The sequence below is a fragment of the Sphingomonas sp. IBVSS2 genome (assembly GCF_002127225.1).
Lineage (GTDB): Bacteria > Pseudomonadota > Alphaproteobacteria > Sphingomonadales > Sphingomonadaceae > Sphingomonas.
In genome coordinates this window covers 983,980-1,009,615 of the sequence record NZ_NFUR01000001.1, presented here as the reverse complement: position 1 = coordinate 1,009,615, position 25,636 = coordinate 983,980, and the positions used below count along the sequence as shown (strand labels likewise).

27 protein-coding genes are annotated in these 25,636 nt (G+C 67.2%); 23 read left to right on the top strand and 4 right to left on the bottom strand.

Annotated features, from left to right (window positions below; all coding sequences use genetic code 11):
• The first annotated feature begins 167 nt into the window (after nucleotides 1-167).
• The 8 genes from sdhC to CAP40_RS04890 all read left to right on the top strand — a co-directional run bounded on the left by sdhC (nucleotide 168) and on the right by CAP40_RS04890 (nucleotide 6,937).
• Nucleotides 168-593, top strand: a complete 426-nt coding sequence (gene sdhC / locus CAP40_RS04925; protein WP_086128185.1) for a succinate dehydrogenase, cytochrome b556 subunit — start codon at nucleotides 168-170, stop codon at nucleotides 591-593.
• Nucleotides 586-975, top strand: coding sequence for a succinate dehydrogenase, hydrophobic membrane anchor protein (sdhD, locus tag CAP40_RS04920; protein ID WP_086128184.1), 390 nt, complete (start codon nucleotides 586-588; stop codon nucleotides 973-975). The genes sdhC and sdhD overlap by 8 nt, the downstream gene beginning before the upstream one ends.
• Complete coding sequence (gene sdhA, locus CAP40_RS04915; RefSeq protein WP_086128183.1) at nucleotides 975-2,789, top strand: succinate dehydrogenase flavoprotein subunit; 1,815 nt, start codon at nucleotides 975-977, stop codon at nucleotides 2,787-2,789. Before sdhD ends, sdhA begins: the two co-directional genes overlap by 1 nt.
• Nucleotides 2,790-2,798: 9 nt before the next feature.
• The gene (locus CAP40_RS20725; protein WP_256924018.1) at nucleotides 2,799-3,506 is read left to right on the top strand and encodes an HNH endonuclease signature motif containing protein; all 708 of its coding nucleotides are present in this window, start codon (nucleotides 2,799-2,801) and stop codon (nucleotides 3,504-3,506) included.
• 78 nt (nucleotides 3,507-3,584) lie between these two features.
• On the top strand, nucleotides 3,585-4,136 hold the full coding sequence (locus CAP40_RS04905; protein WP_086128182.1) for a hypothetical protein: 552 nt from the start codon (nucleotides 3,585-3,587) through the stop codon (nucleotides 4,134-4,136).
• 113 nt (nucleotides 4,137-4,249) lie between these two features.
• Nucleotides 4,250-5,224 carry a C13 family peptidase gene (locus tag CAP40_RS04900; RefSeq protein ID WP_086128181.1) on the top strand — a complete coding sequence of 325 codons (975 nt, stop codon included), beginning with the start codon at nucleotides 4,250-4,252 and terminating at the stop codon, nucleotides 5,222-5,224.
• A 1-nt stretch (nucleotide 5,225) separates the two neighbouring features.
• Nucleotides 5,226-6,092: an ATP-dependent Clp protease proteolytic subunit gene (locus tag CAP40_RS04895; protein ID WP_144034225.1), complete on the top strand. Its 867-nt coding sequence runs from the start codon at nucleotides 5,226-5,228 to the stop codon at nucleotides 6,090-6,092.
• A 59-nt stretch (nucleotides 6,093-6,151) separates the two neighbouring features.
• Nucleotides 6,152-6,937 carry a succinate dehydrogenase iron-sulfur subunit gene (locus CAP40_RS04890; protein WP_086128180.1) on the top strand — a complete coding sequence of 262 codons (786 nt, stop codon included), beginning with the start codon at nucleotides 6,152-6,154 and terminating at the stop codon, nucleotides 6,935-6,937.
• Nucleotides 6,938-7,006: 69 nt separating this feature from the next.
• On the opposite strand, the gene CAP40_RS04885 is transcribed toward CAP40_RS04890, so the two are convergent.
• Complete coding sequence (locus tag CAP40_RS04885; RefSeq protein WP_086128179.1) at nucleotides 7,007-7,198, bottom strand: hypothetical protein; 192 nt, start codon at nucleotides 7,196-7,198, stop codon at nucleotides 7,007-7,009.
• A 130-nt stretch (nucleotides 7,199-7,328) separates the two neighbouring features.
• On the opposite strand from CAP40_RS04885, the gene CAP40_RS04880 reads away from it, so the two are divergent.
• The 4 genes from CAP40_RS04880 (at nucleotide 7,329) to CAP40_RS04865 (ending at nucleotide 11,653) form a co-directional block, all read left to right on the top strand.
• Nucleotides 7,329-7,787: a PaaI family thioesterase gene (locus CAP40_RS04880; RefSeq protein WP_086128178.1), complete on the top strand. Its 459-nt coding sequence runs from the start codon at nucleotides 7,329-7,331 to the stop codon at nucleotides 7,785-7,787.
• A gap of 103 nt (nucleotides 7,788-7,890) precedes the next feature.
• A complete protein-coding gene (gene zapE, locus CAP40_RS04875) occupies nucleotides 7,891-9,003 on the top strand; it encodes a cell division protein ZapE (protein ID WP_086128177.1) in 1,113 nt (370 codons plus the stop codon).
• Between the two features lie 30 nt (nucleotides 9,004-9,033).
• Entirely contained in the window at nucleotides 9,034-9,810 is a 777-nt protein-coding gene (locus tag CAP40_RS04870) for a hypothetical protein (RefSeq protein ID WP_086128176.1), read from the top strand.
• A gap of 1 nt (nucleotide 9,811) precedes the next feature.
• Nucleotides 9,812-11,653 (top strand): glycoside hydrolase family 2 protein, encoded by a 1,842-nt coding sequence (locus tag CAP40_RS04865; RefSeq protein ID WP_256924017.1) that lies wholly within the window; start codon nucleotides 9,812-9,814, stop codon nucleotides 11,651-11,653.
• 16 nt (nucleotides 11,654-11,669) lie between these two features.
• On the opposite strand, the gene CAP40_RS04860 is transcribed toward CAP40_RS04865, so the two are convergent.
• Nucleotides 11,670-12,209, bottom strand: coding sequence for a winged helix-turn-helix transcriptional regulator (locus CAP40_RS04860; protein ID WP_179187909.1), 540 nt, complete (start codon nucleotides 12,207-12,209; stop codon nucleotides 11,670-11,672).
• A 61-nt stretch (nucleotides 12,210-12,270) separates the two neighbouring features.
• Between CAP40_RS04860 and CAP40_RS04855 the strand changes: the two genes are divergently transcribed.
• The gene (locus CAP40_RS04855; protein ID WP_179187907.1) at nucleotides 12,271-12,678 is read left to right on the top strand and encodes a VOC family protein; all 408 of its coding nucleotides are present in this window, start codon (nucleotides 12,271-12,273) and stop codon (nucleotides 12,676-12,678) included.
• Nucleotides 12,679-12,682: 4 nt separating this feature from the next.
• Here the strand turns inward: CAP40_RS04855 and CAP40_RS04850 are convergent, their stop codons facing one another.
• Both CAP40_RS04850 and CAP40_RS04845 read right to left on the bottom strand, forming a co-directional pair.
• On the bottom strand, nucleotides 12,683-13,825 hold the full coding sequence (locus tag CAP40_RS04850; RefSeq protein WP_086128172.1) for a glutathionylspermidine synthase family protein: 1,143 nt from the start codon (nucleotides 13,823-13,825) through the stop codon (nucleotides 12,683-12,685).
• Nucleotides 13,825-14,187, bottom strand: coding sequence for a hypothetical protein (locus CAP40_RS04845; RefSeq protein WP_086128171.1), 363 nt, complete (start codon nucleotides 14,185-14,187; stop codon nucleotides 13,825-13,827). Before CAP40_RS04845 ends, CAP40_RS04850 begins: the two co-directional genes overlap by 1 nt.
• 102 nt (nucleotides 14,188-14,289) lie before the next feature.
• Between CAP40_RS04845 and CAP40_RS04840 the strand changes: the two genes are divergently transcribed.
• The 10 genes from CAP40_RS04840 to CAP40_RS04795 all read left to right on the top strand — a co-directional run bounded on the left by CAP40_RS04840 (nucleotide 14,290) and on the right by CAP40_RS04795 (nucleotide 25,633).
• On the top strand, nucleotides 14,290-14,619 hold the full coding sequence (locus CAP40_RS04840; RefSeq protein WP_086128170.1) for a YbjQ family protein: 330 nt from the start codon (nucleotides 14,290-14,292) through the stop codon (nucleotides 14,617-14,619).
• A 5-nt stretch (nucleotides 14,620-14,624) separates the two neighbouring features.
• Nucleotides 14,625-14,915, top strand: a complete 291-nt coding sequence (locus CAP40_RS04835) for a hypothetical protein (protein WP_086128169.1) — start codon at nucleotides 14,625-14,627, stop codon at nucleotides 14,913-14,915.
• 160 nt (nucleotides 14,916-15,075) lie between these two features.
• On the top strand, nucleotides 15,076-16,038 hold the full coding sequence (gene mdh / locus CAP40_RS04830; protein WP_086128168.1) for a malate dehydrogenase: 963 nt from the start codon (nucleotides 15,076-15,078) through the stop codon (nucleotides 16,036-16,038).
• 110 nt (nucleotides 16,039-16,148) lie between these two features.
• On the top strand, nucleotides 16,149-16,724 hold the full coding sequence (locus CAP40_RS04825) for a hypothetical protein (protein WP_144034224.1): 576 nt from the start codon (nucleotides 16,149-16,151) through the stop codon (nucleotides 16,722-16,724).
• 10 nt (nucleotides 16,725-16,734) lie between these two features.
• Entirely contained in the window at nucleotides 16,735-17,430 is a 696-nt protein-coding gene (locus CAP40_RS04820) for a hypothetical protein (protein ID WP_086128166.1), read from the top strand.
• Nucleotides 17,427-18,311 carry a succinate--CoA ligase subunit alpha gene (gene sucD / locus CAP40_RS04815; RefSeq protein WP_086128165.1) on the top strand — a complete coding sequence of 295 codons (885 nt, stop codon included), beginning with the start codon at nucleotides 17,427-17,429 and terminating at the stop codon, nucleotides 18,309-18,311. Before CAP40_RS04820 ends, sucD begins: the two co-directional genes overlap by 4 nt.
• Nucleotides 18,312-18,427: 116 nt before the next feature.
• The gene (locus CAP40_RS04810; protein ID WP_086128164.1) at nucleotides 18,428-21,364 is read left to right on the top strand and encodes a 2-oxoglutarate dehydrogenase E1 component; all 2,937 of its coding nucleotides are present in this window, start codon (nucleotides 18,428-18,430) and stop codon (nucleotides 21,362-21,364) included.
• A gap of 28 nt (nucleotides 21,365-21,392) precedes the next feature.
• Entirely contained in the window at nucleotides 21,393-22,595 is a 1,203-nt protein-coding gene (gene odhB, locus CAP40_RS04805; protein WP_086128163.1) for a 2-oxoglutarate dehydrogenase complex dihydrolipoyllysine-residue succinyltransferase, read from the top strand.
• 201 nt (nucleotides 22,596-22,796) lie between these two features.
• Entirely contained in the window at nucleotides 22,797-24,191 is a 1,395-nt protein-coding gene (gene lpdA, locus CAP40_RS04800) for a dihydrolipoyl dehydrogenase (protein WP_086128162.1), read from the top strand.
• 107 nt (nucleotides 24,192-24,298) lie between these two features.
• On the top strand, nucleotides 24,299-25,633 hold the full coding sequence (locus CAP40_RS04795) for a serine hydrolase (RefSeq protein WP_086128161.1): 1,335 nt from the start codon (nucleotides 24,299-24,301) through the stop codon (nucleotides 25,631-25,633).
• Nucleotides 25,634-25,636 lie beyond the last annotated feature (3 nt).

Sequence of the window (25,636 nt, the reverse complement as noted above, 5' to 3'; positions counted from 1 at the left end):
CACGAAACTTGTCCCCTTTGCGGCCGCGGGACGATCGGCCACTTGCCCCGGGATATGCCGGTGAAGTGGTTAAGGCGGGGTTAGCCAAGCCGGCCGTCGTGCATGCCAGCTTGCATCCGGCGGCGCCGGGATTAAGGAGACGGCACCGACCGAGGAAGGACATAATCTTGGCCAATGTGCGCAACGAAGCGCGACCCATGTCGCCGCATCTGTCGATCTGGAAGTGGGGCCCCTCCATGGCGGTCTCCATCACCCACCGCGTCACCGGCACGGGCATGGCGACCGTCGGGACGATCCTGTTCGTCTGGTGGCTGGTCGCCCTCGCCTCGGGGCCCGTGGCCTATGCGGCGTTCCTCGACCTGTTCACGGTCAAGTCCGGCGCGCTCAACATCGCCGGCTATGTCTTCGGCATCGGCCTGACCCTGTCCTTCTTCCAGCACATGAGCTCGGGCATCCGCCACCTGTTCCTCGACCAGGGCGCCAATTTCGAGCTCAAGGCCAACAAGACCACCGCGACGCTGGCCTATGTCGCCGCGGTTCTCCTCACCGCGGCCTTCTGGGCCTATATCATCTGGGGGAAGACCAATGGGTAACGGCACCAGCATCGGCAAGGTCCGCGGCCTCGGCTCGGCGCATGAAGGCGCGCATCACTGGTGGCACCAGCGGCTCACCGCCGGCGCCAACCTGATCCTGACCTTGTGGTTCGTGCTCAGCATCGCGTTGCTGCCGGCCTATGACTTCGAGACCGCGCGCCACTGGATCGCCCAGACCCAGGTCGCCGTGCCGCTGATCCTGCTGGTCCTCACCACATTCTATCACTTCCGCCTCGGCCTGCAGGTGGTGATCGAGGACTATCAGCACGACGAGACGCACATCGTGCTGATGGTGCTGCTCAACTTCTTCACGCTGGCGACGGGCACCACCGCCATCTTCTCGATCCTCAAGATCGCCTTCACGGCGGGAGCAGCGCTCTGATGCCAAACAATTCTTCTGGCGCGTACAAGATCATCGACCACACCTATGACGCGGTGGTGGTCGGCGCCGGCGGCTCGGGCCTGCGCGCCACCATGGGCTGCGCCGAGGCGGGCCTCAAGACCGCCTGCATCACCAAGGTGTTCCCGACCCGCTCGCACACCGTGGCGGCGCAGGGCGGCATCGCAGCCAGCCTGGGCAACAACACGCCCGATCACTGGTCGTGGCACATGTTCGACACCGTCAAGGGCTCGGACTGGCTCGGCGACCAGGACGCGATCGAATATATGGTCCGCGAAGCGCCGCAGGCGGTGTACGAGCTCGAGCATGCCGGCGTGCCGTTCAGCCGCAACGACAATGGCACGATCTACCAGCGCCCGTTCGGCGGCCACATGCAGAACATGGGCGAAGGCCCGCCGGTGCAGCGCACCTGCGCCGCGGCCGATCGCACCGGCCACGCCATGCTCCACGCGCTCTATCAGCAGAGCCTGAAATACGACGCGGACTTCTACGTCGAATATTTCGCGCTCGACCTGATCATGGAGAATGGCGCCTGCCGCGGCGTGATCGCCTTGTGCATGGAAGACGGCTCGATCCATCGCTTCCGCAGCCACGCCGTCGTCCTCGCCACCGGCGGCGGCGGCCGCGTCTACCAGTCGGCGACGTCGGCGCACACCTGCACCGGCGACGGCAACGGCATGGCGCTGCGCGCGGGCATCGCGCTGCAGGACATGGAGTTCGTCCAATTCCACCCGACCGGCATCTACGGCGCCGGCGTGCTGATCACCGAGGGCGCGCGCGGCGAGGGCGGCTATCTCACCAACTCCGAGGGCGAGCGCTTCATGGAGCGCTACGCCCCCTCGGCCAAGGACCTCGCCAGCCGCGACGTCGTCGCGCGCTCGATGGCGATGGAGATCCGCGAGGGCCGCGGCGTCGGCAAGGAGAAGGATCACATCTTCCTTCACCTCAACCATATCGACCCGAAGATCCTGCACGAGCGGCTGCCCGGCATCACCGAGACCGGCAAGATCTTCGCCGGCGTCGACCTGACCCGCCAGCCGCTGCCGGTGGTGCCGACCGTCCATTACAACATGGGCGGCATCCCGACCAATTATCATGGCGAGGTCGTCCACAACAAGGACGGCGATCCGGACGCGGTGATCCCCGGCCTGTTCGCGGTCGGCGAGGCGGCCTGCGTGTCGGTCCACGGCGCCAACCGCCTCGGCTCCAACTCGCTGATCGACCTGGTCGTGTTCGGCCGCGCGACCGGTCTCCGCCTCAAGGAGCTGCTCAAGCCCGGCATGAAGCACAACGAGCTGCCCAAGGGCTCGGAGGAGTTCGCGCTCGGCCGCCTCGATCACTTCCGCAACGCCAAGGGTTCGCGCCCGACCGCCGAGGTCCGTGCCGACATGCAGAAGACGATGCAGCGCCACTGCGCGGTGTTCCGCGACAGCGCGCTGCTCGCCGAGGGCGTTGGCTACATGCGGGACGTCTACAAGGGCTTCCAGGACGTGGGCATCCAGGACCGCTCGCTGATCTGGAACACCGACCTGGTGGAGACGCTCGAGCTCGACAACCTGATCGGCCAGGCCGTCGTCACCATCGAGTGCGCCGCCAACCGCAAGGAAAGCCGCGGCGCCCACATGCACGAGGACTTCCCCGAGCGCGACGACAAGAACTGGATGAAGCACACCGTCGCCACCTTCGATGGCTGGGGCGGCAAGGGCGGCGCCACGAGCATCGATTACCGCCCGGTGCACGACTACACGCTCACCGACGAGATCGAGTACATCAAGCCGAAGAAGCGGGTGTACTAAGCCCGCTCGATGCCTCGAAAGAAGATCACGCCTGAGGATACGGCAGAAGCCTACGCCGTAGCCAAGCGCGTGATTTTCGGGGAATTGGCGGAAGCGGAAGGCGTTGCCGAACTGGTCACGACGCGGGACATGAATCCCGCTTCGGCATCGGACCAGATTCGAAACCTCCGCCAGATGCTGACCGGCAAGGCCTTTCACCGCACGCTCAGCGCCTACTCGATCAGATATTATCTCGAGCATATCGAGGTCGATTTCGGCGCCTCGGCCATGGCAACTGCGCTACGCTCGGTGCGGGCGCATATCGAATATTACAACGCGCTGGGCAACGGCCGCCTGAACCGGATCGAGACTGTTTGCAACGAGATCGAAAGCCGGCAGACCGGGCCGCGCTTCGAAGATCTGATACGAGAATCCGAAGCGCTCCCGAACGAGGAACGCCGGAAGCGGCTCACACAGGCGCAAAAGCAACCTCAGGTCTATGTCGTCAAAACGATCGCTTTCCGGCGCAATCCGGATGTGGTCGCGGAAGTACTGGCGCGCGCGAACGGGCGCTGCGAGCGTTGTGGGAACCCCGCACCTTTCTCACGGAAATCGGATGGATCGCCCTATCTGGAGGTCCATCATAAGGAAACATTGGCCTCGGGCGGAGACGATACCGTCGCCAATGCGATAGCCCTGTGCCCGAACTGCCATCGCCGAATGCACTTCGGGGAATGACGACCCGCATCGCCGTGCCGTGCGCTTGACACCCCTCTCGTCACCGCGACAGTGGAGCCTGGTCGGGGGAATAACCACATGAGCGCATTCGAATTCATCTTCAGTTTCTTCGGCTTGCTGCTCGGGCTGGCGCTGGCCGAGGGGCTGGGCGGGCTCAGCCGCGCGCTCAAGGCCAGCCACAAGGTGCGGATCGGCTGGGCGACGATGCTGCTCGGCATCTTCGTCTCGTGCGACGTCGTGTCCTTCTGGATGTATGGCTGGACGCTGCGCGAGCTGCTGCCGCTCAACTGGGCGGTGATGTTCTGCGGCTTCCTGGTGACCGCCGTCTATTATGTCGCGGCCTCGTTGATCTTCCCCGAGGATTTCGACGAATGGGGCGACCTGAACAGCTATTTCGACAAGCACTATCGCAAGGTGATGGGCGCCGTCCTGCTCTGCAACGTCGCGCTGATGACCACGACCATCGCGCTGCTGGGCACGAACGGCATGCTGTCCCCCCGGTTGCTGGTGTGCACCTGGTCCTTCTTCCCCGTCTCCCTGCTCGCCATCCTGGCGCGGGATCGGCGGATCGCGATCGGATGCCTCGCCTGGCTCATCCTGCTCTATCCGCTCAGCGCGGTCTGGCATTAGGGAGCATCGATCCCCAAATGCGGCAGCGGGCCGGGATTTCCGTCCCCGCTTGACACCGCTCCCGCACCCGCGAGAGTGAGGCGTTAACGATTTCCGGGGGGTTCGGGCCTGCCATGCGTATCGCGTTCGCCATCCTCGCGGCGGCTGCCGCGCTCGCCGTCACGCCCGCCGCCGCCCAGTATCGCGCGCCGGAGCACAAGGCGGAATGGCCCGGGATGGTCTCGGGCAGCGATGGCATCGAGGGGCTCGATCCCGGCCCCGAACTGCAGCGCGGGCGATCGGCCAGGGCAATGCTCGCCGATGCCCGCAAGCTGAACGTCGCGCTCGCCGCGCTCCAGCCGCAGCGCAAGGCACTGGTCGACGCCTATGTCGTCTCGGTCGCGCTCGACAGCGATCCGGTGTTCGGGCGCGAGGCGCGCGAGGCGGGCAAGGTGCTCTCGCGCCGCTTCGATGCCGCCGGGCGCACCATCGTGCTCGCCGGCAGCACCGGCACCATGCCGAGCGAATTGCCGAACGGCTCGCTGACCAGCCTCACGCTCGCGCTCGCCCGGGTCGCCGAAGTGATGGACAAGGAGCAGGACGTCCTCGTCCTCTACACCACCAGCCACGGCGCCAAGGTCGGCATCGCCTATCATGACGGCGACGAGGGCTATGGCGTCCTCAGCCCCAAGCGGCTCCAGGCGCTGCTCGACGAACTCGGCATCCGGAATCGCGTGCTGATCCTGTCGGCCTGCTATTCGGGCATCTTCGTGGGGCCACTCTCCAGCCCCGACACCGCATTGTTCACCGCCGCCTCCTCCGACCGGCCGAGCTTCGGCTGCCAGGCCGACAATGACTGGACCTTCTTCGGCGACGCGATGATCAACCATGCGCTGCGCAAGAACCAGCCGCTCGAAAAGGCGTCGGACGCGGCGCGGATGATGATCGGCGAATGGGAGGGCGCGGCGCGGGTGCCGCCCTCCAACCCGCAGGTGGCGATCGGCGATCATGTCGCGACCTGGCTGGCGCCGCTCGAGGCGCGCATGCCCCAGACCGACACGTCGCCCGTGGGCCGCCCGGCGACCGACGCGCTCAAGGCCGGCGGATGAGATGGCCGAGCAGGAGACCCTTCTGGAGCGATTGATCCCGGGCGATCTGGAGCACCAGATCCCCGCGGCGATCCAGAAGGCGCTTCCGGGCGGCTTCCGCAACCGGCTGCTGCAGCTCGGCCTCGGCCTGCTGATCACCTTCGGCTTCGCGTTCCTGGTCCGCCGCTGGGTGGAGCGACGCGAGGCACGGCGCCGCACGCTCGCGCCGCGGCCGGCCGCCGCCGCCGCGCTCCCGCCCGTCCCCGAACCCGAAGTGCTCGCGGCAATCGCCGGCACGCACGAACCGGAGCCCCTGCCCGACGACGGCACCCAGGCGACGTGCTACCCGCTGCTCGCCCGCCCGCACGTCGCGCTGTCCGGCCCGGTCGACCAGGCGATGTACGCCAGCTTCCGCGCGCAGCTTGGCGCCGCACCGAAACAGGGTGCGCTCGTCGTCTCGCTCTCGACACCGGGCGGCGATCCCGAAATCGCGCGGCTGATGGGCGACGAGATCCGGCTGCTGCGCGAATATTCGGGGCGCGAAACGCTCTTCCTCGGCAAGGTCGCGGTCCATTCGGCCGGCACCGCCTTCATGGCCGCCTTCCCCGCCGACAAGCGCTTCCTCACGCGCGGCACCCGGCTGATGCTCCGCCAGCGCATCCTCACTCGCAATGTGGCGCTTTCCGGCCCGCTCGAGAGCTGCGCCGCCAGCCTGAAGGCCATGCTGCACGAAATCGAGGAATCGGCGCGGATCGAGGAAGAAGGCTTCCGCGCGCTCGTGGCGGGCTCGCGCCTGCCCTTCGAGGAGCTCCGGGCCCGCGCGCCGGCCGGCTGGTATATCGCGGCGGAGGAGGCGCGCTCGCTGGGCCTGGTGCTCGACATCATCTGAGAGGTTGAGCGGCGCAGCGCGATTGGCTATCGCGCGCCCAAGCATAAGGAACCCCCTCGATGGCCCAATTCCGCCTTCCCAAGAACAGCCGCATCTCCACCAAGGGCCGGGAGCACAAGGCGGATCCGGGCGCGACGAACGTCAAGAAGTTCAAGATCTACCGCTACGATCCCGACACGGGCGAGAATCCGCGCTACGACAGTTTCGAGATCGACCTCGACGAATGCGGCCCGATGGTCCTCGACGCGCTGATCAAGATCAAGTCCGAGCAGGACTCGACGCTCACGTTCCGCCGCTCCTGTCGCGAGGGCATTTGCGGCTCGTGCGCGATGAACATGGATGGGCGCAACGGCCTCGCCTGCACCACCGCGATCGAGGATATCAAGGGCGAGATCCGCATCACGCCGCTGCCGCACATGGACGTGATCAAGGACCTGGTGCCCGACTTCACGCACTTCTACGCGCAATATGCCTCGATCAAGCCGTGGCTGCAGACCGTGTCGACCACGCCCTCGGGCAAGGAACGGCTCCAGAGCCCCGAGCAGCGCGAGAAGCTCGACGGCCTGTACGAGTGCATCCTGTGCGCCTGCTGCTCGACTTCGTGCCCGAGCTACTGGTGGAACAGCGACAAGTTCCTGGGCCCGGCGATCCTGCTCCAGGCCTATCGCTGGCTGGCCGATTCGCGCGACGAGATGACCGGCGAGCGCCTCGACGAGCTCGAGGATCCCTTCCGCCTCTATCGCTGCCACACGATCATGAACTGCGCGAACGTCTGCCCCAAGGGCCTGAACCCGGGCAAGGCGATCGCCGAGATCAAGAAGATGGAAGCCGAGCGCACGCTGTAAGGGATGGGAACGCCCCAACGGGGTCCGGCACGCGGCCGAACCCCGCCGTCGGGGATTGTGGCTGCAGCGTCAGTAAGGGGTCCGGCAACCCGCATCGCGATACGGCGTCGGGCTTGCCAGCACCCACCCGCTTCCGGGCGAAGTTTGCGCGCAAGTGATGAACCCGTTCAACTTGCTCGCCCAACGATAAAATGGCGCGGGAGGCGCAGCGACGGCAGAACCTGCAACGAGAAGCGAGATCGCCAGGATGACTTTCTTCATTGCTTTCTCCTTTTCAGCGGAAGTGCTGAATGAGATTCATATCTTCGAATCTCGGCATCTATTCTTGTAGTGAATGATGACATCCTGAAGAAATGCACCTCGGATCAGTCCATAATGGATAAACATCGACATGATTTCTGATCCGGAATCCGATTTCATCCATGAAGATGCTGCCGATCATCCCGGCTGGAAGCGCTGGGAACTACCCGATCCGACGCGCTTCAATGCATTTCTCGGCCCGATCCTGACGCGGATCGAGGATGGCAAGGCGCTGGTCCGGATGGTGCCGGGGCGCGAGCATTCCAATCTGCGCGATTCCACCCATGGCGGCGCGCTGCTCGCCTTCATGGACGTGGCATTGTTCGCGGCGGCGCGCAGCTTCGGCATGATCTCCGCGGGCGGCGCGGTGACGCTCGATCTCTCTGCCCAGTTCATCGGCACCAGCACGATCGGCCGGCCGATCGTTGCCGAGATCGAATTGCTGCGCGAAACCGGGCGCATGCTTTTCATGCGCGGCGTGATACGGCAAGGCGAGGCGACCATCGCCAGCTTCCTCGGCACCATCCGCAAGAGTTCGCCCCCCGCATGACGCTTTCCTCCCCCATCCCCGCAGGAACGAGGACCCAGAGCCACGCCGGAAATCGCCCGCGATTCCCGGCCCCCTGCCCGTACGGGAGCGGCGGGGAGGAAAAATGACCGGCGTGATCGAACGCTATCGCGCGCTGGTGAAGGCTGGCGAGCTTCGCCCCGATCCCGAACAGGCGATCGCCGCCGAGCGGCTGCACCGGCTCGCCGGCGAGCTGGAGGCGGTACCGAAGAAGGGCAGTATCCTGTGGCGCGCGCTCGGCCGCCTGCCCGAGCCGCCGCGCGGGCTCTATATCTGGGGCAGCGTCGGCCGCGGCAAGTCGATGCTGATGGACCTGTTCTACGAGAGCGTGAACATCCGCCGGAAGCGCCGCGTCCATTTCCACGAGTTCATGCTCGAAGTGCATGAGCGGCTGAACGAGGAGCGCAAGAAGGACACGCGCGATCCGGTGGTGAAGGTCGCCGATGCGATGGCCGAGGACGTGCGCCTGCTCGCCTTTGACGAGATGGTGGTGAACAATCCCGCCGACGCGATGATCCTCTCGCGCCTGTTCACCGAGATGATGGGGCACGGCCTCACCATGGTCGCGACGTCGAACCGCCCGCCGCGCGACCTCTACAAGGACGGATTGAACCGCGAGTTGTTCATCCCCTTCATCGAGCTGATCGAGACGCGGATGGACGTGCTCGCGCTCAACGGGCCCACGGATTACCGGCTCGACCGGCTCGGGCGGATGGACACTTGGCTGGTGCCCAATGGCCCGGACGCGACGAAGCAGCTCTCCGCGGCCTTTTTCCGCCTGACCGACTATCCGGTCGAGGATGCCGCGCACGTGCCGGCCTGCGAGCTGCCGGTGCAGGGCGGGCGCGAGCTGCACGTGCCGAAATGCCTGAAGGGCGTCGCGGTCTTCTCGTTCAAGCGGCTGTGCGGCGAGGCGCGCGGCGCGGCCGACTATCTCGCCATCGCCCGGCGCTTCCACACCGTGATCCTGGTCGGCATCCCCAGGCTGGGGCCCGAGAACCGCAACGAGGCGGCGCGCTTCGTCACGCTGATCGACGCGCTCTACGAGCACAAGGTCAAGCTGCTCGCCGCCGCCGATGCCGAGCCGCAGCATCTCTACGAGGCGGGCGACGGCCGCTTCGAGTTCGACCGCACCGTCTCCCGCCTGATGGAAATGCGTTCGGATGCCTATCTGGCGGAGGGCCACGGCGAACGATAGGCTGCCGACTCCGGCCAGCGGAGACGGCACATGACTCGGGATCAGCGCGACTTCGTCACCAAGGTGCCCGCGGTCACCCTGGGCTTCTGGATCATCAAGATCCTCGCCACCACGCTTGGCGAGACGGGCGGCGACACCGTCTCGATGACCTGGCAGATGGGCTATCTCGCCAGCACCGCGATCTTCGTCGTTCCGCTGGTCCTGCTCGTCGCCTGGCAGATCGCGGCCAGGCGCTTCCACCCTTTCCTCTACTGGGCTACGATCATCGCCTCGACGACGGCGGGCACCACCATGGCCGATTTCGCCACGCGCTCGCTGGGCATCGGCTATACCGGCGGCTCGGCCCTGCTGCTCGCCTGCGTGCTCGGCGCGCTGGGCCTGTGGCACGCGGTGCTGGGATCGGTCTCGGTGGACACGGTGCGCTCGCCCCGGGCCGAGGGCTTCTACTGGCTGACCATCACTTTCTCGCAGACGCTCGGCACCGCCCTTGGCGACTGGGCGGCGGATGATGGCGGGCTCGGCTATGCCGGCGGCGCGATGCTGTTCGGCGGCGCACTCGCGGGGCTGGCATTGCTCTATTACCGCACCCGGACGAGCCGCGTCGCGCTGTTCTGGGCCGCCTTCATCCTCACCCGGCCGCTCGGCGCGACGGTGGGCGACTTCCTCGACAAGCCACTCGCCAAGGGCGGGCTCGACTTCAGCCGCCCGCTTGCATCGGCGGTGCTCGCCGCGGCGATCCTCGTGCTGATCCTCGTCATTCCGCAGCGCCCGGGCACGCATCCGGGCGGCGCACCCCAGGGAGAGTAAGTTGAAGCCGACCCTCACATCATGGTGCGCGCTCGCACTGGCGCTGACACCGTTTACCGCTTCCGCCCAGACCCTGGCCGCCGCCGATATGCGCCCGGGCCAGAGCCTCGACGGCGCCTGGCACTGGTCGGTCGACCCCTATCGCGACGGCGTCGCCGGCTTCCATGGCGGCCCGCCGGGCGAGAGCACCGCGCGCTTCCAGGACAGGATCCAGGCCGACGAAGCCGAGAAACGCCCCACAGCATTGTTCGAGTTCGACATGCAGCGCTCGCCGGTCACGCACCTGCCCGGCAGCTGGATCGGCCATGCGCCCGAGATGCGCTATTATCAGGGACTGGTCTGGTATCAGCGGACCTTCGACTGGCAGCCGGCCGGCCCGGGCAAGCGCGTATATCTCCGCTTCGGCAGCGCCGACTATGCCGCCAGCGTCTTCCTCAACGGCAAGCCGGTGGGCAAGCATGTCGGCGCCTTCACGCCGTTCGCCTTCGACGTGACCGCGCTGCTGCGCCCCGGCAGCAACCAGATCACGCTGGGCGTCGATTCCGCGCGGACCGACAAGGACGTGCCCCCGCCCGTCACCGACTGGGAGACCTATGGCGGCATCACCCGCTCGATTCGCCTGGTCACCGTGCCCGAGACGTTCGTCGACGACGCGTTCGTGCGGCTGGGCAAGGACGGCCGCATCGCGGTTTCCGCCCGCCTGCTCGGCCCCCGGGCCGCGGACGCGCCGATCCGCCTGGCCATCCCCGCGCTCGGCGCCGCGCTCGAGGGACGCACCGATGGCGACGGCAATTGGACTGCCAGCCTCGCTGCCCCGCGCACCCTCCAGCGCTGGTCGCCCGACAGCCCGACGCTTTACGACGTCGAGATCACCGCCGGCGCGGACCGCTTCACCGACCGGATCGGCTTCCGCACGATCGAAGTGCGGGGCGACAGGATCCTGCTCAACGGCAAGCCGATCTTCCTGCGCGGCATCTCCATGCACGAGGAGGAACTGGGCAAGGCTCCGGTGCGCGCGATGAGCCCCGCCGCCGCCCGCGCGCTGTTCGCCGAGATCAAGCAGGGGCTCCATGGCAATTTCGTGCGCCTGGCGCATTATCCGCACGATGAGGGTACCACGCGCCTCGCCGACGCGATGGGGCTGCTGGTGTGGAGCGAAGTGCCCGTCTATTGGCGCGTCGCCTGGAGTGATGCCGATACGCTGGCGACCGCGCGCCGGATGATCGCCGAGAATATCCGCCGCGACCGCAACCGCGCGGCGATCGTGCTGTGGAGCGTCGCCAACGAGACGCCGGTGAGCGACGCCCGCAACGCCTTTCTGCGCACGCTGATCGGCGACGTCCGCGCATTGGACGACAGCCGGCTGGTCACTGCCGCCCTGCTCAGCGCGCGCCAGGGCAAGGTGATGCGGATCGACGATCCGCTGGTGGGCGATCTCGATGTGATGGCGATCAACACCTATAATGGCTGGTATTCGGACGACCCGCTCGCCGCGCTCCCGAGCTTCGAATGGCAAAGCCCGGTCGCCAAGCCGCTGATCTTCTCCGAATTCGGCGCCGATGCGCTGTATGGCTATCACGACGCCGCCGCCGCCCCGCACAAGTTCAGCGAGGAATATCAGGCCGAATATTATCGCCGCACGCTCGAAATGGCGGCCAAGGTGCCGTTCCTGCAAGGGCTGAGCCCCTGGATCCTCAAGGACTTCCGCTCGCCGCGCCGACAGCACCCGGTCTATCAGCAAGGCTGGAACCGCAAGGGCCTGATCTCCGAGACCGGCCAGCGCAAACTGGCCTTCGCGGTGCTGGCCGAGGATTATGCGAAACGGGAGAAGGCGGAACGCTGATCCTCCTCCCTGAACCCTATCCGGCCATTGCCGCCGCGAAATCCGCGCCCTTGCCCGTGAGTGCGTAGAGCGGCAGCGGCGGATAGCGATCCTCGAGCTTCCGCTGCACCAATGCCTCGTCGATCACGGCCTTGAGCGTGGTCGACAGCGCACGCGGCGTCACCGGGGCGAGGCGCGCCTGGATCTCGCCGAAGCGGGCCCAGTCCGGACCCAGTCCGACGACCAGCGGCAGCGACCAGCGCGGCAGGTCGCCCGCCCCCAGCTTCAGCCGCGATTGCGCCGCCGCGATCCGCGCGCACAACGCCCCCACCGCCAGCCCGGCCTCGGTCAGCACATATTCGGGGCGCAGCGGGTGGCCATGGCCGGGATTGGGCACCACCCAGCCGCACGCCTTCAGATGGGCGAGGCACCGCGCCAGGCTGTTGTGCGGCAAGTCGAACGCCCGCGCGATCACCGCGAAGCGCGAACCCTGCTCGCGATGCAGCAGCGCCAGCACCGGGATCGCCCAGCGATTGGCCTCGAGCATGCGCAGCAGCGGCACGGGTCCGGGGGGCATTGACTCCATGATCAAATTCATATCGACTATATAAATGGAACTCAAGAGTCGGAGAATCGATATGGCAACCACGCTCGAAGCCCCTGCCCGCGCCGCCATCGGCTTTGACGGCGGCCTGACCTGCGCGATCAATGTCAGCGATCTCGATGCCGGCATCGCCTGGTATCGCGACGTGCTGGGCATGAACCTTCTCTACCGGATGGACGAGATCGCCTGGTGCGAGTTCGAGAGCCCGGTGGCGCGCGTTACCGTCGGCCTCGCCCAGGTCGAGAAGGTGATCCAGGGCGGCGGCGCCACGCTCACTTTCGGCGTGGTCGATCTCGACGCGGCCAAGGCGGCGCTCGATGCCGCCGGCGTGCGCCAGGACGGGCCGGCGCAGGAGATCCCCGGCATGGTCCGGCTGCTCACCTTCTACGATCCCGACGGCAATGCCCTGATGCTCTATCAGGACCTTTCGGAACAGGGTTGAGCGCTCAGCCCTCGATCACGTGCGGCACGAAGCGTGCGGTGTTGCCGGTGATGAGGCCATCCTCGCGGATGCCCATGCCGGCCGGCGCGCCGTCGACGATCCACGCGCCGATCACCGGATAGCCGCTGCCAAAGTCGCGCAGGGGATAGAGCGCCTGATAGATCCAGCCGCTCTCGTCATAGCGCCCGCCGGTTTCGGCGACGACTTCGCCGCCGCGCAGGATCGAGACGTTCGCGCCCTCGCGCCCGAGCGGCGGCTTGGCGACCTGGTCGCCGCCGGGCAGCCGGCGGCGGCTGGCGGGGAGCAGGTTGGGATGGCCGGGAAACAGCTCCCAGAGCACCGGCAGGATCGCCTTGTTGCTCCAGATCATCTTCCAGATCGGCTCGATCCAGCGCGTGCCGCCCAGGCTCTCGAGCAATGCGGGCGCGAACTCCTCGGCGAGCAGCCATTCCCAGGGATAGAGATGGAGGCAGTTCTCGATCACCTGGTCCCGGAGGTCGACGAAGCGCCGCGCGTCATGGCTCCACCCGATATCCTCCATGCGGATCGCCGTGGTGGCGAGCCCGGCCGCCTGTGCCGTGTCGCGCAGATAGGCGATGGTGACCGTGTCTTCGCCCGCATCGTCCGCGACATGGGCGAAATGCACGTGCCCGCCCGGCAGCAGCGGCGCGATGTCCCGCCATTGGTCGACCAGCCGCTCGTGCAGACTATTATACTGGTCCAGCGCGGGGAAAACGGCTTCCTTCCAGTCCCATTGGATCACTGCGGCCTCGATCAGGCTGGTCGGCGTGTCGCAATTGAACTCGAACAGCCTGGGCGGGCCGTCGCCGGCATAGCCGAGATCGAAACGGCCGAAGTTGAGCGCGGGCGGCTCTTCGTCCCAGGCCCGCCGGATCGCGGCCCAGGCCGGCTCGGGGATGCCGAAGCTGCCGAGCAGGTCGTTGGCGAGGACATGCTCGCCCGCCGCCAGGAACAACCGATAGAGCTCGGCGGTCGCCGCCTCGATCTCGTCGATTTCCCGGCGTTCGAAGCGATAGCAAGCGCTTTCGTCCCAATAGGGGCGTCCGTCCAGGCTGTGCCAGACGAGGCCCAGCGCCTCGACCCGCGCCTGCCAGTCCGGCCGCGGGGCGACCGGGGTGCGTCGCATCAGCCGCCTCCGAAGCCGCCATGGAAACCGGCCGAGCGCCCGAAGCCTCCGCGCGAGACCGAGCCCCTGCTCACGTTCGAATAGGAGACGCCGGCGCTGGGCCGGGTGGAGCCGCCCCTGGCGACCTCTCCCATTTCGGGCACCCGCTGGCCGCGGCCGACATAATAGGCATGGCCACCGCCCAGGCCGCCGCCACGGGCGCCGCCGCAATTCGCATCGGCGATGCGGCGGCCGGCAGCGTCGACACACATCCGGGTGGGCTGGTTCGCGACCAGCGACCCGCCGCCGCAGCCGCTCGCGAGCAGCGCGGCGGACGTCGCCACCGTCACCTTGAGCACCGAGAAATCGATCTTTCCGTGCATCCCACCCCCTAGCTCGGGGCAGAGAGCTATCAGCACGGCGCGGCGCTTGGCAATCCATCCGCACACCGGCAGGATGCGGGCAACGACTCAAGGGATGGAACCATGATCGTCACCACCACCGAGAATATCCCGGGCCATAGCGTGGTCCGCACCCTGGGCCAGGTGTTCGGCGTCGTCGTCCGCAGCCGCGGCATCGGCGGCAATATCAGCGCCTCGCTGCGCTCGATCGTCGGCGGCGAGATCCCCGAATATACCCGGCTGGTGGAGGATGCCCGCCGCCACGCGATCGACCGGATGGTGGCCAACGCGCACGCGATGGGCGCCAATGCGATCGTGATGATGCGCTTCGATTCGGGCGAGATCGCACAGGCGATGAACGAAGTCGTCGCCTATGGCACCGCGGTGGTGCTCGATCCGGCTCCGCTGGACTGATCCCGATGCTCCGCCTGGTCGTGACGATCGTGGCGGTCCTGTGGTTCGTCGCGGCGGCCGCGATGACCTTGCTGGACGCCGCCGCCTGGCCGATGCTGGCCATGGCCGGCGTGCTGCTGCTCGGCACCCTGTTCGAACGCTTCCATTATCGCGGCGCCGACGGCCCGGTCGACCCGGCCGGCTGGCACCCCACCACCGAGCGCTTCCGCGATGAAGAGACCGGGCGGCTCGTGACCATCTGGTTCAATCCCGCCACCGGCGAACGGCGCTATGTCGATGCCGGCGACGAAGCGTAAACCCTTTATTGCACTTGCGAATTAGTTGCAAAGATAATCCCGCACCCACGGTTTTCATGGGTTGCGACTCTCCTATTATAGGCCTAAGCCGCCGTCGCTTTCACCGGCGCGCCGGTACGCGCGTCTGTGTCCGGTTGAACCAGACCCATAGGGAGTTTCCATGGCCCGCAAGAAGATCGCGCTGATCGGCGCCGGCAACATCGGCGGTACGCTCGCCCACCTCGCCGCACTCAAGGGCCTGGGCGACATCGTCCTGTTCGACGTGGTCGAGGGCGTGCCCCAGGGCAAGGCGCTCGACCTGAGCCAGTGCGGCCCGGTCGAAGGCTTCGATGCCAGGATCACCGGCTCGAACGACTATGCGGACATTGCGGGCGCCGATGTGATCATCGTGACCGCCGGCGTCGCCCGCAAGCCGGGCATGAGCCGCGACGACCTGCTCGGCATCAACCTCAAGGTCATGAAGGCCGTGGGCGAGGGCATCGCCGCCAACGCGCCCGACGCGTTCGTGATCTGCATCACCAACCCGCTCGACGCGATGGTCTGGGCGCTGCGCGAATTCTCGGGGCTGCCGCACACCAAGGTGGTCGGCATGGCCGGCGTACTCGACTCGGCCCGCTTCAGCCACTTCCTCGCCGAGGAATTCCAGGTCTCGGTCAAGGACGTGAACAGCTTCGTGCTCGGCGGGCACGGCGACACCATGGTCCCGGTCCTCGAATATTCGACCGTGTCGGGCATCCCGGTCAGCGACCTGATCGCGATGGGCTTCTCGACCAAGGAGCGCATCGACGCGATCGTGCAGCGCACCCGTTCGGGCGGCGGCGAGATCGTCGGCCTGCTCAAGACCGGCTCGGCCTTCTACGCCCCGGCCACCTCGGCGATCGCGATGGCCGAGAGCTATCTCTACGACAAGAAGCGCGTCCTTCCGGCCGCCGCGCACCTGACCGGCCAGTACGGCGTCGACGACCTGTATGTCGGCGTGCCGATCATCATCGGCAAGGACGGCGTCGAGAAGATCATCGAGATCAGCCTGACCGACGAGGCCAAGGCCAATCTGACGGTCTCGGTCGACGCGGTGAAGGAACTGCTGGTCGCCTGCAAGGCGATCGACGGCTCGCTCGCCTGATATGCTGAAGCGCTCGCTCGCGCTGCCGTTGTCGGCCGTGACCCGCAAGGGGATCGCGGCCGAAACCGCGTCGCGAGGTGCGCTCGAACGACGATGGCTGGGAGAATGAGATGAAGCGGATCGCGCTGTTCGTTCTTGGCCTTGGCGCCGCCCTACCCGCCGCCGCGCAGGAGGCAACGCCCACCGCGCCGGCCGAGCCGGTGCCGCTGTTCCAGGCCGCCTGCGTCAGCGGCGCGGTGCGGCTCAACAAGAGCGTCGCCGAGTCGATGACTTTTGCGGCGCTCCCCGCCGCCGCCCAGCGCGCGCTCGGCGCGAGCACCGTCGCGACACGCGGCGAGGCCGAGAAGCTGCCCGCCCCCCTCGCCGGCCAGGTCGGCAACCCCATCTATCGCATCGCCGGCGGCCAGCTCTATCTCATGCCGCCCACCGCCCAGCCCAGCGGCACGCCGATCGGCGACAGCTGCATCGTGCTGTGGCACGCGCTGTCCGACGAAGATTATTTCGCGGCACGCAAGCTCGTCCTGCCGAACGAGGAGACCGTGCCGTTGACCGCGCGCCCGACCGCGAGCGCGCTCGGCGCCTCGGTCGCCACCGCCCCGCATGACAGCGTTCGCCTGACCGCCGCCGCCTTTGGCGGCTGGGTCGTGCTGCGCTCCTCCCCGCTCGACGCCAAGGCGGGGCAGTGAGCGCATGCGCTTGAGCGTCGCCTTGCACCACCTGCCGCGGATCGCCGGCCTCGCCGCGCTCGGCGCTTCGGGGTTGACGATGCCGGCCCGCGCCCAGTCGGTCACGCTGACAGACGATAGCGGCCGGCCCCTGGTCGTCGGCGGCGCGAGCGCGCTCGGCAGCGGACTCGCCGGGCCCGCAACGACGAACGCGGCGGAGATCGTCGCCGAGTTCCAGCGCCTCTGCCTGCCGGATCCCGCCGGGGCCGGTGCGCGCGCCGCTGCCTCTTCGCTGGCGCTCGCCCCCGCCGACGCGGTCTTCCCGGCCGAGGGCAAGCAGCCGGAAGCGCGGGTCGCGCAGTGGCGGGGCCGTTCGGCGTCGCTCTCGGTCTTCACCGGCGACGATGCCGGCCTGAAGAAGCGCGCGATCGCGATCACCAGCCGTGCCTATGTCACCACCGGTCCCTATGGCCCGTTCAAGGCGGCGGGCACCCAGTGCAACCTCGTCGTCTCGCTGCCCGATTTCGCTGCGGCGACGGACGTGCCGGGCGCGCTGAGCGCCGCATTCGGCACCCCGGGCAAGCTCGTCGTCAAGAAGACCTTCGCCGACGGCTATTGGAGTGCCGCCGCCGGCACCCGCATCAATTTCACTGCCCCCACTACAAGCGGCGGACCGCAGCCGGTCCACCTGTCGGCACAGATTCTAGAGAAGGACAGTAATCGGTGAGCATCCTCATCAACAAGAATACCAAGGTCATCACCCAGGGGATGACGGGTGAGACCGGCACCTTCCATACCCAGCAGGCGCTCGCCTATGGGACGCAGATGGTCGGCGGCGTGACGCCCGGCAAGGGCGGCACCGAGCATATCGGCCTGCCCGTGTTCGACACCGTCGCCGAAGCCGTCACCAAGACCGGCGCCGACGCCTCGGTCATCTATGTGCCGCCGCCCTTCGCCGCCGACTCGATCCTGGAAGCGATCGATGCCGAGGTTCCGCTGATCGTCTGCATCACCGAGGGCATTCCGGTGCTCGACATGGTCAAGGTGAAGCGCGCCCTGTCCGGCTCCAAGTCGCGCCTGATCGGCCCGAACTGCCCCGGCCTGCTCACCCCGGGCGAGTGCAAGATCGGCATCATGCCGGGCTCGATCTTCTCGAAGGGCTCGGTCGGCGTCGTCTCGCGCTCGGGCACCCTCACCTATGAGGCGGTGTTCCAGACCACCAATGCCGGCCTGGGCCAGACCACCGCGGTGGGCATCGGCGGCGATCCCGTCAACGGCACCAACTTCATCGACGTGCTCGAGCTGTTCCTGGCGGACGAAGCGACCCAGTCGATGATCATGATCGGCGAGATCGGCGGCTCGGCCGAAGAGGAAGCCGCCCAGTTCCTGATCGATGAGGCCAAGCGCGGCCGCAAGAAGCCGATGGCCGGCTTCATCGCGGGCCGTACGGCGCCTCCGGGCCGCCGCATGGGCCATGCCGGCGCCATCGTCTCGGGCGGCCAGGGCGGTGCCGAGGAAAAGATCGCGAAGATGGAAGAAGCGGGCATCCGCGTCGCGGCCAGCCCGTCCGAGCTGGGCTCGACCCTTGTGGAAGTGCTCAAGGGCTAACAACTAGGCCGTCATCCGGCCCCGGACCCGGTCCGGGGCGGGATCTCGTGCGGTGAGGCCGTGCGTATCGGCCTGGGACCCCGGCTTTCGCCGGGGTGACGATTGAGGAATTGACGATGGGCTATGAGGGCCTGGATTTCGAGCAAGTTGCCGGTCGGGTGAGCCCCGCCTTCGTTGAGACGCTGTATCGCCGCTACAAGGCGGATCCCACCGGCATCGAGCCGCAGTGGCAGCAGTTCTTCGAAGGCCTCGAAAACACCGCCTCCGGCCCGAGCTGGGCCAATCCGCGCTGGCCGCTCGATGAGACGGATGCCCTCACCGCCGGGCTCGACCCGACCCAGATGGAGCCGGCGCCCAAGCCCGCCAAGGGCGGGGCCGCGCCTGCCGCCAAGCCCGCCGGGCCGGCCGCGTCGGAAGCCGACATCGCCCGCGCCGCCGGCGATTCGATCCGCGCGATGCTGCTGATCCGCACCTATCGGGTGCGCGGCCACCTCGCCGCCACGCTCGATCCGCTCGGCCTTGCCCGCCAGGACGTGCCGGCCGACCTGACGCCCGAATATCACGGCTTCACCGGCGCCGATCTCGATCGCCCGATCTATCTCGGCGGCGCGCTGGGCCTGGAAAAGGCCACGGTGCGCGAGATCGTCGACATCCTGCGCGCCAATTATTGCGGCAATGTCGGCCTCGAATACATGCACATCGCCGACGTGGAGGAGCGCCGCTTCCTCCAGGACCGGATGGAGGGCAAGGACAAGGCCATCCAGTTCACCCCGGACGGCAAGAAGGCGATCCTCTCCAAGGTCATCGAGGCCGAGGAGTGGGAGAAGTTCTGCGGCAAGAAATATGTCGGCACCAAGCGCTTCGGCCTCGACGGCGGCGAAGCGATGATCCCGGCGATGGAAGCCATCATCAAATATGGCGGCCAGCTCGGCGTGCGCGAGATCGTCTACGGCATGGCGCATCGCGGCCGGCTGAACATGCTCGCCAATGTGATGTCGAAGCCGTACCGCGCGATCTTCCACGAATTCTCGGGCGGCTCGTCCAACCCGGATGACGTCGGCGGCTCGGGCGACGTGAAATACCATCTCGGCACCAGCACCGACCGCGAGTTCGACGGGATCAGCGTCCACATGTCGCTGGTCGCCAATCCCTCGCACCTCGAGGCCGCCGATCCGGTGGTGCTCGGCAAGACCCGCGCGATCCAGACGATCGCCGGCGACCTGCAGGAGCATACCGGCTCGCTGCCCGTCCTGCTGCACGGCGACGCGGCCTTTGCCGGCCAGGGCATCGTGTGGGAGTGCCTCGGCTTCTCGGGCATTCGCGGCTACAATACCGGCGGCTGCCTGCACTTCGTCATCAACAACCAGATCGGCTTCACGACGAGCCCGCAGTTCGCGCGCTCCTCGCCCTATCCGTCGGACGTCGCCAAGGGCGTCCAGGCGCCGATCTTCCACGTCAACGGCGACGATCCCGAAGCGGTCACCTTCGCCTGCAAGATGGCGATCGAGTTCCGCCAGACCTTCAAGCGCGACGTCGTGATCGACATGTGGTGCTATCGCCGCTTTGGCCACAATGAAGGCGACGAGCCCTCGTTCACCCAGCCGCTGATGTACAAGGCGATCCGCCAGCATCCGTCGGTGAGCGTGGTCTATGCGCGCAAGCTGATCGGCGAGGGCGTGATCGACCAGGGTTTCGTCGACGAGCGTACCCGCCAGTTCAACCTGCTGCTCGAAGGCGAGTTCGAAGCGGGCAAGTCGTATCTTCCCAACAAGGCGGACTGGTTCGGCGGCCGCTGGTCGGGCCTGTCGGCGCCGGTCGATACCGAGAATGCGCGGCGTTCGGTCGACACCGGCATCGAGAAGAAGCTGTTCGACAGCCTCGGCCGCACGCTGACCGAAGTTCCCGCCGATCTCGAGATCCACAAGACGCTGGGCCGCGTGCTCGACGCCAAGCGCGCGATGTTCCAGACCGGCGAGAATTTCGACTGGGCGACGGGCGAGGCGCTGGCCTTTGGCGCGCTGCTGTCGGAAGGCTATGGCGTGCGCCTGTCGGGCCAGGATTCGGGCCGCGGCACCTTCTCGCAGCGCCATGCCGTCTGGGTCGACCAACGCGACGAGCATCGCTACATCCCGCTCAGCACCATCCCGCACGGCACGTTCGAAGTGCTCGACAGCCCGCTCAGCGAATATGGCGTGCTCGGCTTCGAATATGGCTATGCGCTCGCCGATCCGAAGACGCTGGTGCTGTGGGAAGCGCAGTTCGGCGACTTCGCCAACGGCGCGCAGATCATGATCGACCAGTTCATCGCCGCGGGCGAGGCCAAGTGGCTCCGCGCCAACGGCCTGGTGATGCTGCTGCCGCACGGGTACGAAGGCCAGGGCCCCGAGCACAGCTCGGCGCGTCCGGAGCGCTATCTCCAGCTCTGCGCGGAAGATAACATGCAGGTCGTCAACATCACGACGCCGGCCAATTACTTCCACCTGCTGCGCCGCCAGATGCACCGCAACTTCCGCAAGCCGCTGGTGCAGATGACGCCCAAGTCGCTGCTGCGCCACAAGATGGCGGTGTCCAAGGCCGAGGATTTCCTGGGCGACAGTCACTTCATGCGCATCCTGTCGGATCCGCGCGCGCCGGCCGACGCCGATGTGAAGCGGCTGGTGCTGTGCACCGGCAAGGTCGCCTATGACCTGATCGAGGCGCGCGACGCGGCCGGCGACCAGAATACCGCGATCGTCCGCATCGAGCAGCTCTATCCCTTCCCGGGCGAGGCGCTGGCCAAGCGCATCGCGCGCATGGCCAATGTCGAGGAAGTGATCTGGGCGCAGGAAGAGCCGAAGAACAACGGCTATTGGACCTTTGTCGAGCCCTTCATCGAGGCCAGCCTGGCCGAGGCGAAGAGCAAGGTACGCCGGCCGCGCTATGCCGGCCGCGCGCCGGCCGCCGCGGTCGCCACCGGCCTGATGAAGCGCCACCAGGCCGAGCAGGGCGCGCTGATCGCCGATGCCCTTGGCCACAATGTCCGCGACGAGATCCGTCGCACCCGCAACAACTGAGACCGTCCCCAGGGAACGAGGAAAGACAATGGCAGACGTTAAAGTCCCGACACTGGGTGAATCGATCACCGAAGCCACGCTCGGCGAATGGCTGAAGAATCCGGGTGATCCCGTGCAGCTCGACGAGCCGATCGCGAGCCTGGAGACCGACAAGGTCTCGGTGGAAGTGGGCAGCCCGGTCGCCGGCGTGATGGGCGAGCAGCTCGTCAAGGTGGGCGACACGGTCGAGGTCGGCGCGGTGATCGCCCTGGTGAGCGAAGGCGGTGCCGCCGCCGCGCCGAGCCCGGCTCCCGCCGCGGCGCCGGCCCCGACGCCCGCTCCGGCCGCCGCGCCCGCAACCGAGGCCGCCGCGCTCTCGCCGTCGGTGCGCCGCGCGGTGCTCGAGACCGGCGTCGATCCGTCGACCGTGCAGGGCACCGGCAAGGACGGCCGCCTGACCAAGGACGATGTGATCGCCGCGGCCAGCGCCAAGCCGGCCCCGGCCGCGACTCCGGCGCCCGCCGCCGCGCCGGCTGCTTCCCCGGCCAATGGCCGCAAGGAAGAGCGCGTCAAGATGACGCGCCTGCGCCAGACCGTCGCCAAGCGCCTGAAGGAGGCGCAGAACACCGCCGCCATGCTCACCACGTTCAACGACGTGGACATGACCGCGGTGATCGAGGCGCGCGCCAAGTACAAGGATCTGTTCGAGAAGAAGCACGGTGTCCGCCTGGGCTTCATGGGCTTCTTCGTGAAGGCCGCCTGCATGGCGCTCAAGGACATCCCGGGCGTCAACGGCTCGATCGAGGGCGATGAGATCGTCTATCACGATTATTGCGACATCTCGGTCGCCGTCTCGGCCCCGCAAGGCCTGGTCGTCCCGGTGATCCGCGACGCGGAGACGCTGTCGGTCGCCGGCATCGAGCGGACGATCGGCGACTTCGGCAAGCGCGCCAAGGACGGCACGCTGAAGATGGAAGAAATGAAGGGCGGCACCTTCACCATCTCGAACGGCGGCGTGTTCGGCTCGCTGATGTCGACGCCGATCATCAATCCGCCCCAGTCGGCCGTGCTCGGCCTGCACCGTATCGAGGACCGCCCGGTGGTCCGCGACGGCCAGATCGTGATCCGCCCGATGATGTACCTTGCCCTGTCGTACGACCATCGCCTGGTCGACGGTCGCGAGGCAGTGACCTTCCTCGTCACGCTGAAGAACGCGATCGAGGATCCCACCCGGCTGCTGATCGACCTGTAAGGCGGTCGTAAAACTGACTTGCTCCGCCACTAACCCTCATGGGTTGCAGGCGGGGCGGGTCATCCTATGTGGTTGTGGAAGCGCAAGCGGAGGCAGGAAGAAACAGCCTCCCCGATGACCGAGCCGGCCCCGGCGCCCGCGGAGGAAACGCCTCCGCCCGCGCCGCCGCCAGTTCCCGTCGCAGAGACGAAAGAGAAGCAAATGGCCGACTATGATTTCGACGTGCTGGTGATCGGTTCGGGCCCGGGCGGCTATGTCGCGGCGATCCGCGCGGCGCAGCTGGGCCTCAAGACCGCGTGCGCCGAGAGCCGCGCGACGCTGGGCGGCACCTGCCTCAATGTCGGCTGCATCCCCTCCAAGGCGCTGCTCCACGCCTCCGAGCTCTATGAAGAAGCCGCCAGCGGCAAGCTCGCCAAGCTCGGCATCAAGACCCCGACGGTCGAGCTCGACCTCGATGCGATGCACGCCCAGCGCGTCGACGCGGTGAAGGGCCTGACCGGCGGCATCGAGTTCCTGTTCAAGAAGAACAAGGTCGAATGGCTGAAGGGCCATGCCAGCTTCACCGGCAAGGACAGCGTCAAGGTCGGCGACCGCGAGGTGCGCGCCAAGAACATCGTCATCGCCACCGGCTCGTCGGTCACCCCGCTGCCCGGCGTCGAGATCGACCAGAAGGTCGTGGTCGACAGCACCGGCGCGCTCGAGCTGCCCAAGGTTCCCGAGCATCTCGTCGTCATCGGCGGCGGCGTGATCGGCCTCGAGCTCGGCTCGGTGTGGCGCCGCGTCGGCGCCAAGGTCACGGTGGTCGAGTTCCTCGACCAGCTGCTGCCGGGCATGGACGGCGAAGTCCGCAAGGAAGCGGGCAAGCTGTTCAAGAAGCAGGGCATGGAGCTGAAGCTCTCCACCAAGGTCACCGGCGTACAGGTCAATGGCGGCAAGGCCGTGCTCACCCTGGAGCCCTCGGCCGGCGGCGCCGCCGAGACGCTCGAGGCGGACGCGGTGCTGGTCTCGATCGGCCGCCGTCCCAACACTTCGGGCCTCGGCCTCGAAGCCGCCGGTCTCTCGACCAACCAGCGCGGCCAGATCGAGATCGACCATGACTTCCGCACTTCGGTCCCCGGCATCTGGGCGATCGGCGACGTCGTCCCCGGCCCGATGCTCGCGCACAAGGCCGAGGACGAAGGCATTGCGGTCGCCGAGAACATCGCCGGCCTGACGGGCATCGTGAACCATGATGTGATCCCGAGCGTGGTCTACACCTGGCCCGAGATCGCCGGCGTCGGCCTGACCGAGGAACAGGCCAAGGAGCGCACCGAGGTGAAGGTCGGCAAGTTCCCGATGATCGCCAACAGCCGCGCCAAGACCAACCATGAGCCGGACGGCTGGGTGAAGGTGATCGCGGATGCCAAGTCGGACCGCGTGCTCGGCGTGTGGATGATCGCCTCGGTCGCCGGCACCATGATCGCCCAGGCCGCCCAGGCGATGGAGTTCGGCGCGACCAGCGAGGACATCGCCTATACCTGCCACGCCCATCCGACCCATTCGGAAGCGTTCAAGGAAGCCGCGATGGCGGTGCAGGGCAAGCCGATCCACATCTGAGCCGAGACGGCGGCGGCACAGGCTGCGGCCAACCATCCGGTATCCGACCCCTTGCAGCTCCCCCCTATGTGTGTTACTCAAGCAACACACATAGGGGGGAGCTCTTCATGCGTCACATCCTGTTCGGCCTGCTGGCGGCGACCGCCTTCGCCGCGCCCGCCTTCTCCCAGGATGCGGCGCGCATGGACAAGGCCGCCAGCGCCGAAGCCGACAGGAGCGGCTTCATGGGAGCTATCCTCGTCGCCCAGGACGGAAAGATCCTGTTCGACAAGGGCTATGGCTCGGCCAATCTCGAATGGAAGATCCCGAACGACGGCGAAACCCGGTTTCGGCTCGGTTCCCTGACCAAGCAATTCACCGCCGCTTCGATCCTGCTGCTTCAGGAACGCGGCAAGCTGCGCCTCGATACCCCGATAAAGACCTATCTGCCGGATGCGCCGGCGGCCTGGGACAAGGTGACCGTGTTCCACCTGCTCACCCACAGCGCTGGCGTGCCCAACTTCACCGGGTTCGAGAACTACGAGAAGACCAAGCCGCTGCCGGTGACGCTGCCCGAACTGATCGCGCGGTTCAGCGACAAGCCGCTCGATTTCGAGCCGGGCACGCAGTTCAAATATTCGAATTCGGGCTATGTCCTGCTCACCGCGATCATCGAGAAGGCAGGCGGCCAGTCCTATGCGAGCTTCGTCGCGGAGAACCTCTTCAAGCCGCTCGGCATGGCGGACAGCGGCTATGACGATCATGCGCGGGTGATTCCGCATCGCGCCTCGGGCTACAGCCCGCGCCAGGGCGTGGTGGTCAATGCCGACTATATCGACATGTCGATCCCCCAAGGCGCGGGAGCGCTCTATTCGACCACCCACGACCTGCTGAAATGGGAGGCCGGGCTGTTCGGCGGCAAGCTGCTCAAGCCCGAATCGCTCGCGGCCATGCGCACGCCGTACAAGAACAATTACGCATTCGGCATCGGCGTGGTGACGCGGGATGGCGCGACCACGATCTCGCACAGCGGCGGGATCGACGGTTTCAACACCTGGCTCGGCTATGATCCGGATCGCAAGATCACCGTGGTGGCGCTCGCCAATATCAACGGCAATGGCGCGAGCACGCTGGGCCGCGCGATGATGACGCTGGCACGCGGCGGCACGGTCACGTTGCCCAGCGAACGCCAGGCGGTGAAGCTCGCGCCCGCGATCCTCAAATCCTATGAAGGCACCTATGAAATAAACCCGAGCTTCGGCATCACCATCCGCGCCGAGGGTGAGCGCCTGGTCGCCCAGGCGACGGGCCAGGGGCCGCTGGACCTGTTCCCCGAGGCGAAGGACCGCTTCTTCTTCCGCGCGGTCGATGCGCAGATCGACTTCACCCGCGATACGTCGGGCAAGGTCACCGGCGCGGTGCTGCGCCAGAACGGGCGAGACCAGAAGGCGGTACGGAAATAGGGC

Coding starts and splice junctions, on each gene's coding strand:
- CAP40_RS04890 (WP_086128180.1), top strand. CDS start 6,152: ATGGCCCAATTCCGCCTTCCCAAGAACAGCCGCATCTCCACCAAGGGC.
- CAP40_RS04870 (WP_086128176.1), top strand. CDS start 9,034: ATGACTCGGGATCAGCGCGACTTCGTCACCAAGGTGCCCGCGGTCACC.
- zapE (WP_086128177.1), top strand. CDS start 7,891: ATGACCGGCGTGATCGAACGCTATCGCGCGCTGGTGAAGGCTGGCGAG.
- CAP40_RS04905 (WP_086128182.1), top strand. CDS start 3,585: ATGAGCGCATTCGAATTCATCTTCAGTTTCTTCGGCTTGCTGCTCGGG.
- CAP40_RS04840 (WP_086128170.1), top strand. CDS start 14,290: ATGATCGTCACCACCACCGAGAATATCCCGGGCCATAGCGTGGTCCGC.
- CAP40_RS20725 (WP_256924018.1), top strand. CDS start 2,799: ATGCCTCGAAAGAAGATCACGCCTGAGGATACGGCAGAAGCCTACGCC.
- CAP40_RS04850 (WP_086128172.1), bottom strand. CDS start 13,825: ATGCGACGCACCCCGGTCGCCCCGCGGCCGGACTGGCAGGCGCGGGTC.
- CAP40_RS04795 (WP_086128161.1), top strand. CDS start 24,299: ATGCGTCACATCCTGTTCGGCCTGCTGGCGGCGACCGCCTTCGCCGCG.
- CAP40_RS04835 (WP_086128169.1), top strand. CDS start 14,625: ATGCTCCGCCTGGTCGTGACGATCGTGGCGGTCCTGTGGTTCGTCGCG.
- CAP40_RS04810 (WP_086128164.1), top strand. CDS start 18,428: ATGGGCTATGAGGGCCTGGATTTCGAGCAAGTTGCCGGTCGGGTGAGC.
- CAP40_RS04885 (WP_086128179.1), bottom strand. CDS start 7,198: ATGAAGAAAGTCATCCTGGCGATCTCGCTTCTCGTTGCAGGTTCTGCC.
- CAP40_RS04895 (WP_144034225.1), top strand. CDS start 5,226: ATGGCCGAGCAGGAGACCCTTCTGGAGCGATTGATCCCGGGCGATCTG.
- CAP40_RS04845 (WP_086128171.1), bottom strand. CDS start 14,187: ATGCACGGAAAGATCGATTTCTCGGTGCTCAAGGTGACGGTGGCGACG.
- CAP40_RS04880 (WP_086128178.1), top strand. CDS start 7,329: ATGATTTCTGATCCGGAATCCGATTTCATCCATGAAGATGCTGCCGAT.
- sdhA (WP_086128183.1), top strand. CDS start 975: ATGCCAAACAATTCTTCTGGCGCGTACAAGATCATCGACCACACCTAT.
- mdh (WP_086128168.1), top strand. CDS start 15,076: ATGGCCCGCAAGAAGATCGCGCTGATCGGCGCCGGCAACATCGGCGGT.
- CAP40_RS04860 (WP_179187909.1), bottom strand. CDS start 12,209: ATGCCCCCCGGACCCGTGCCGCTGCTGCGCATGCTCGAGGCCAATCGC.
- CAP40_RS04855 (WP_179187907.1), top strand. CDS start 12,271: ATGGCAACCACGCTCGAAGCCCCTGCCCGCGCCGCCATCGGCTTTGAC.
- sdhD (WP_086128184.1), top strand. CDS start 586: ATGGGTAACGGCACCAGCATCGGCAAGGTCCGCGGCCTCGGCTCGGCG.
- CAP40_RS04825 (WP_144034224.1), top strand. CDS start 16,149: ATGAAGCGGATCGCGCTGTTCGTTCTTGGCCTTGGCGCCGCCCTACCC.
- odhB (WP_086128163.1), top strand. CDS start 21,393: ATGGCAGACGTTAAAGTCCCGACACTGGGTGAATCGATCACCGAAGCC.
- CAP40_RS04900 (WP_086128181.1), top strand. CDS start 4,250: ATGCGTATCGCGTTCGCCATCCTCGCGGCGGCTGCCGCGCTCGCCGTC.
- lpdA (WP_086128162.1), top strand. CDS start 22,797: ATGGCCGACTATGATTTCGACGTGCTGGTGATCGGTTCGGGCCCGGGC.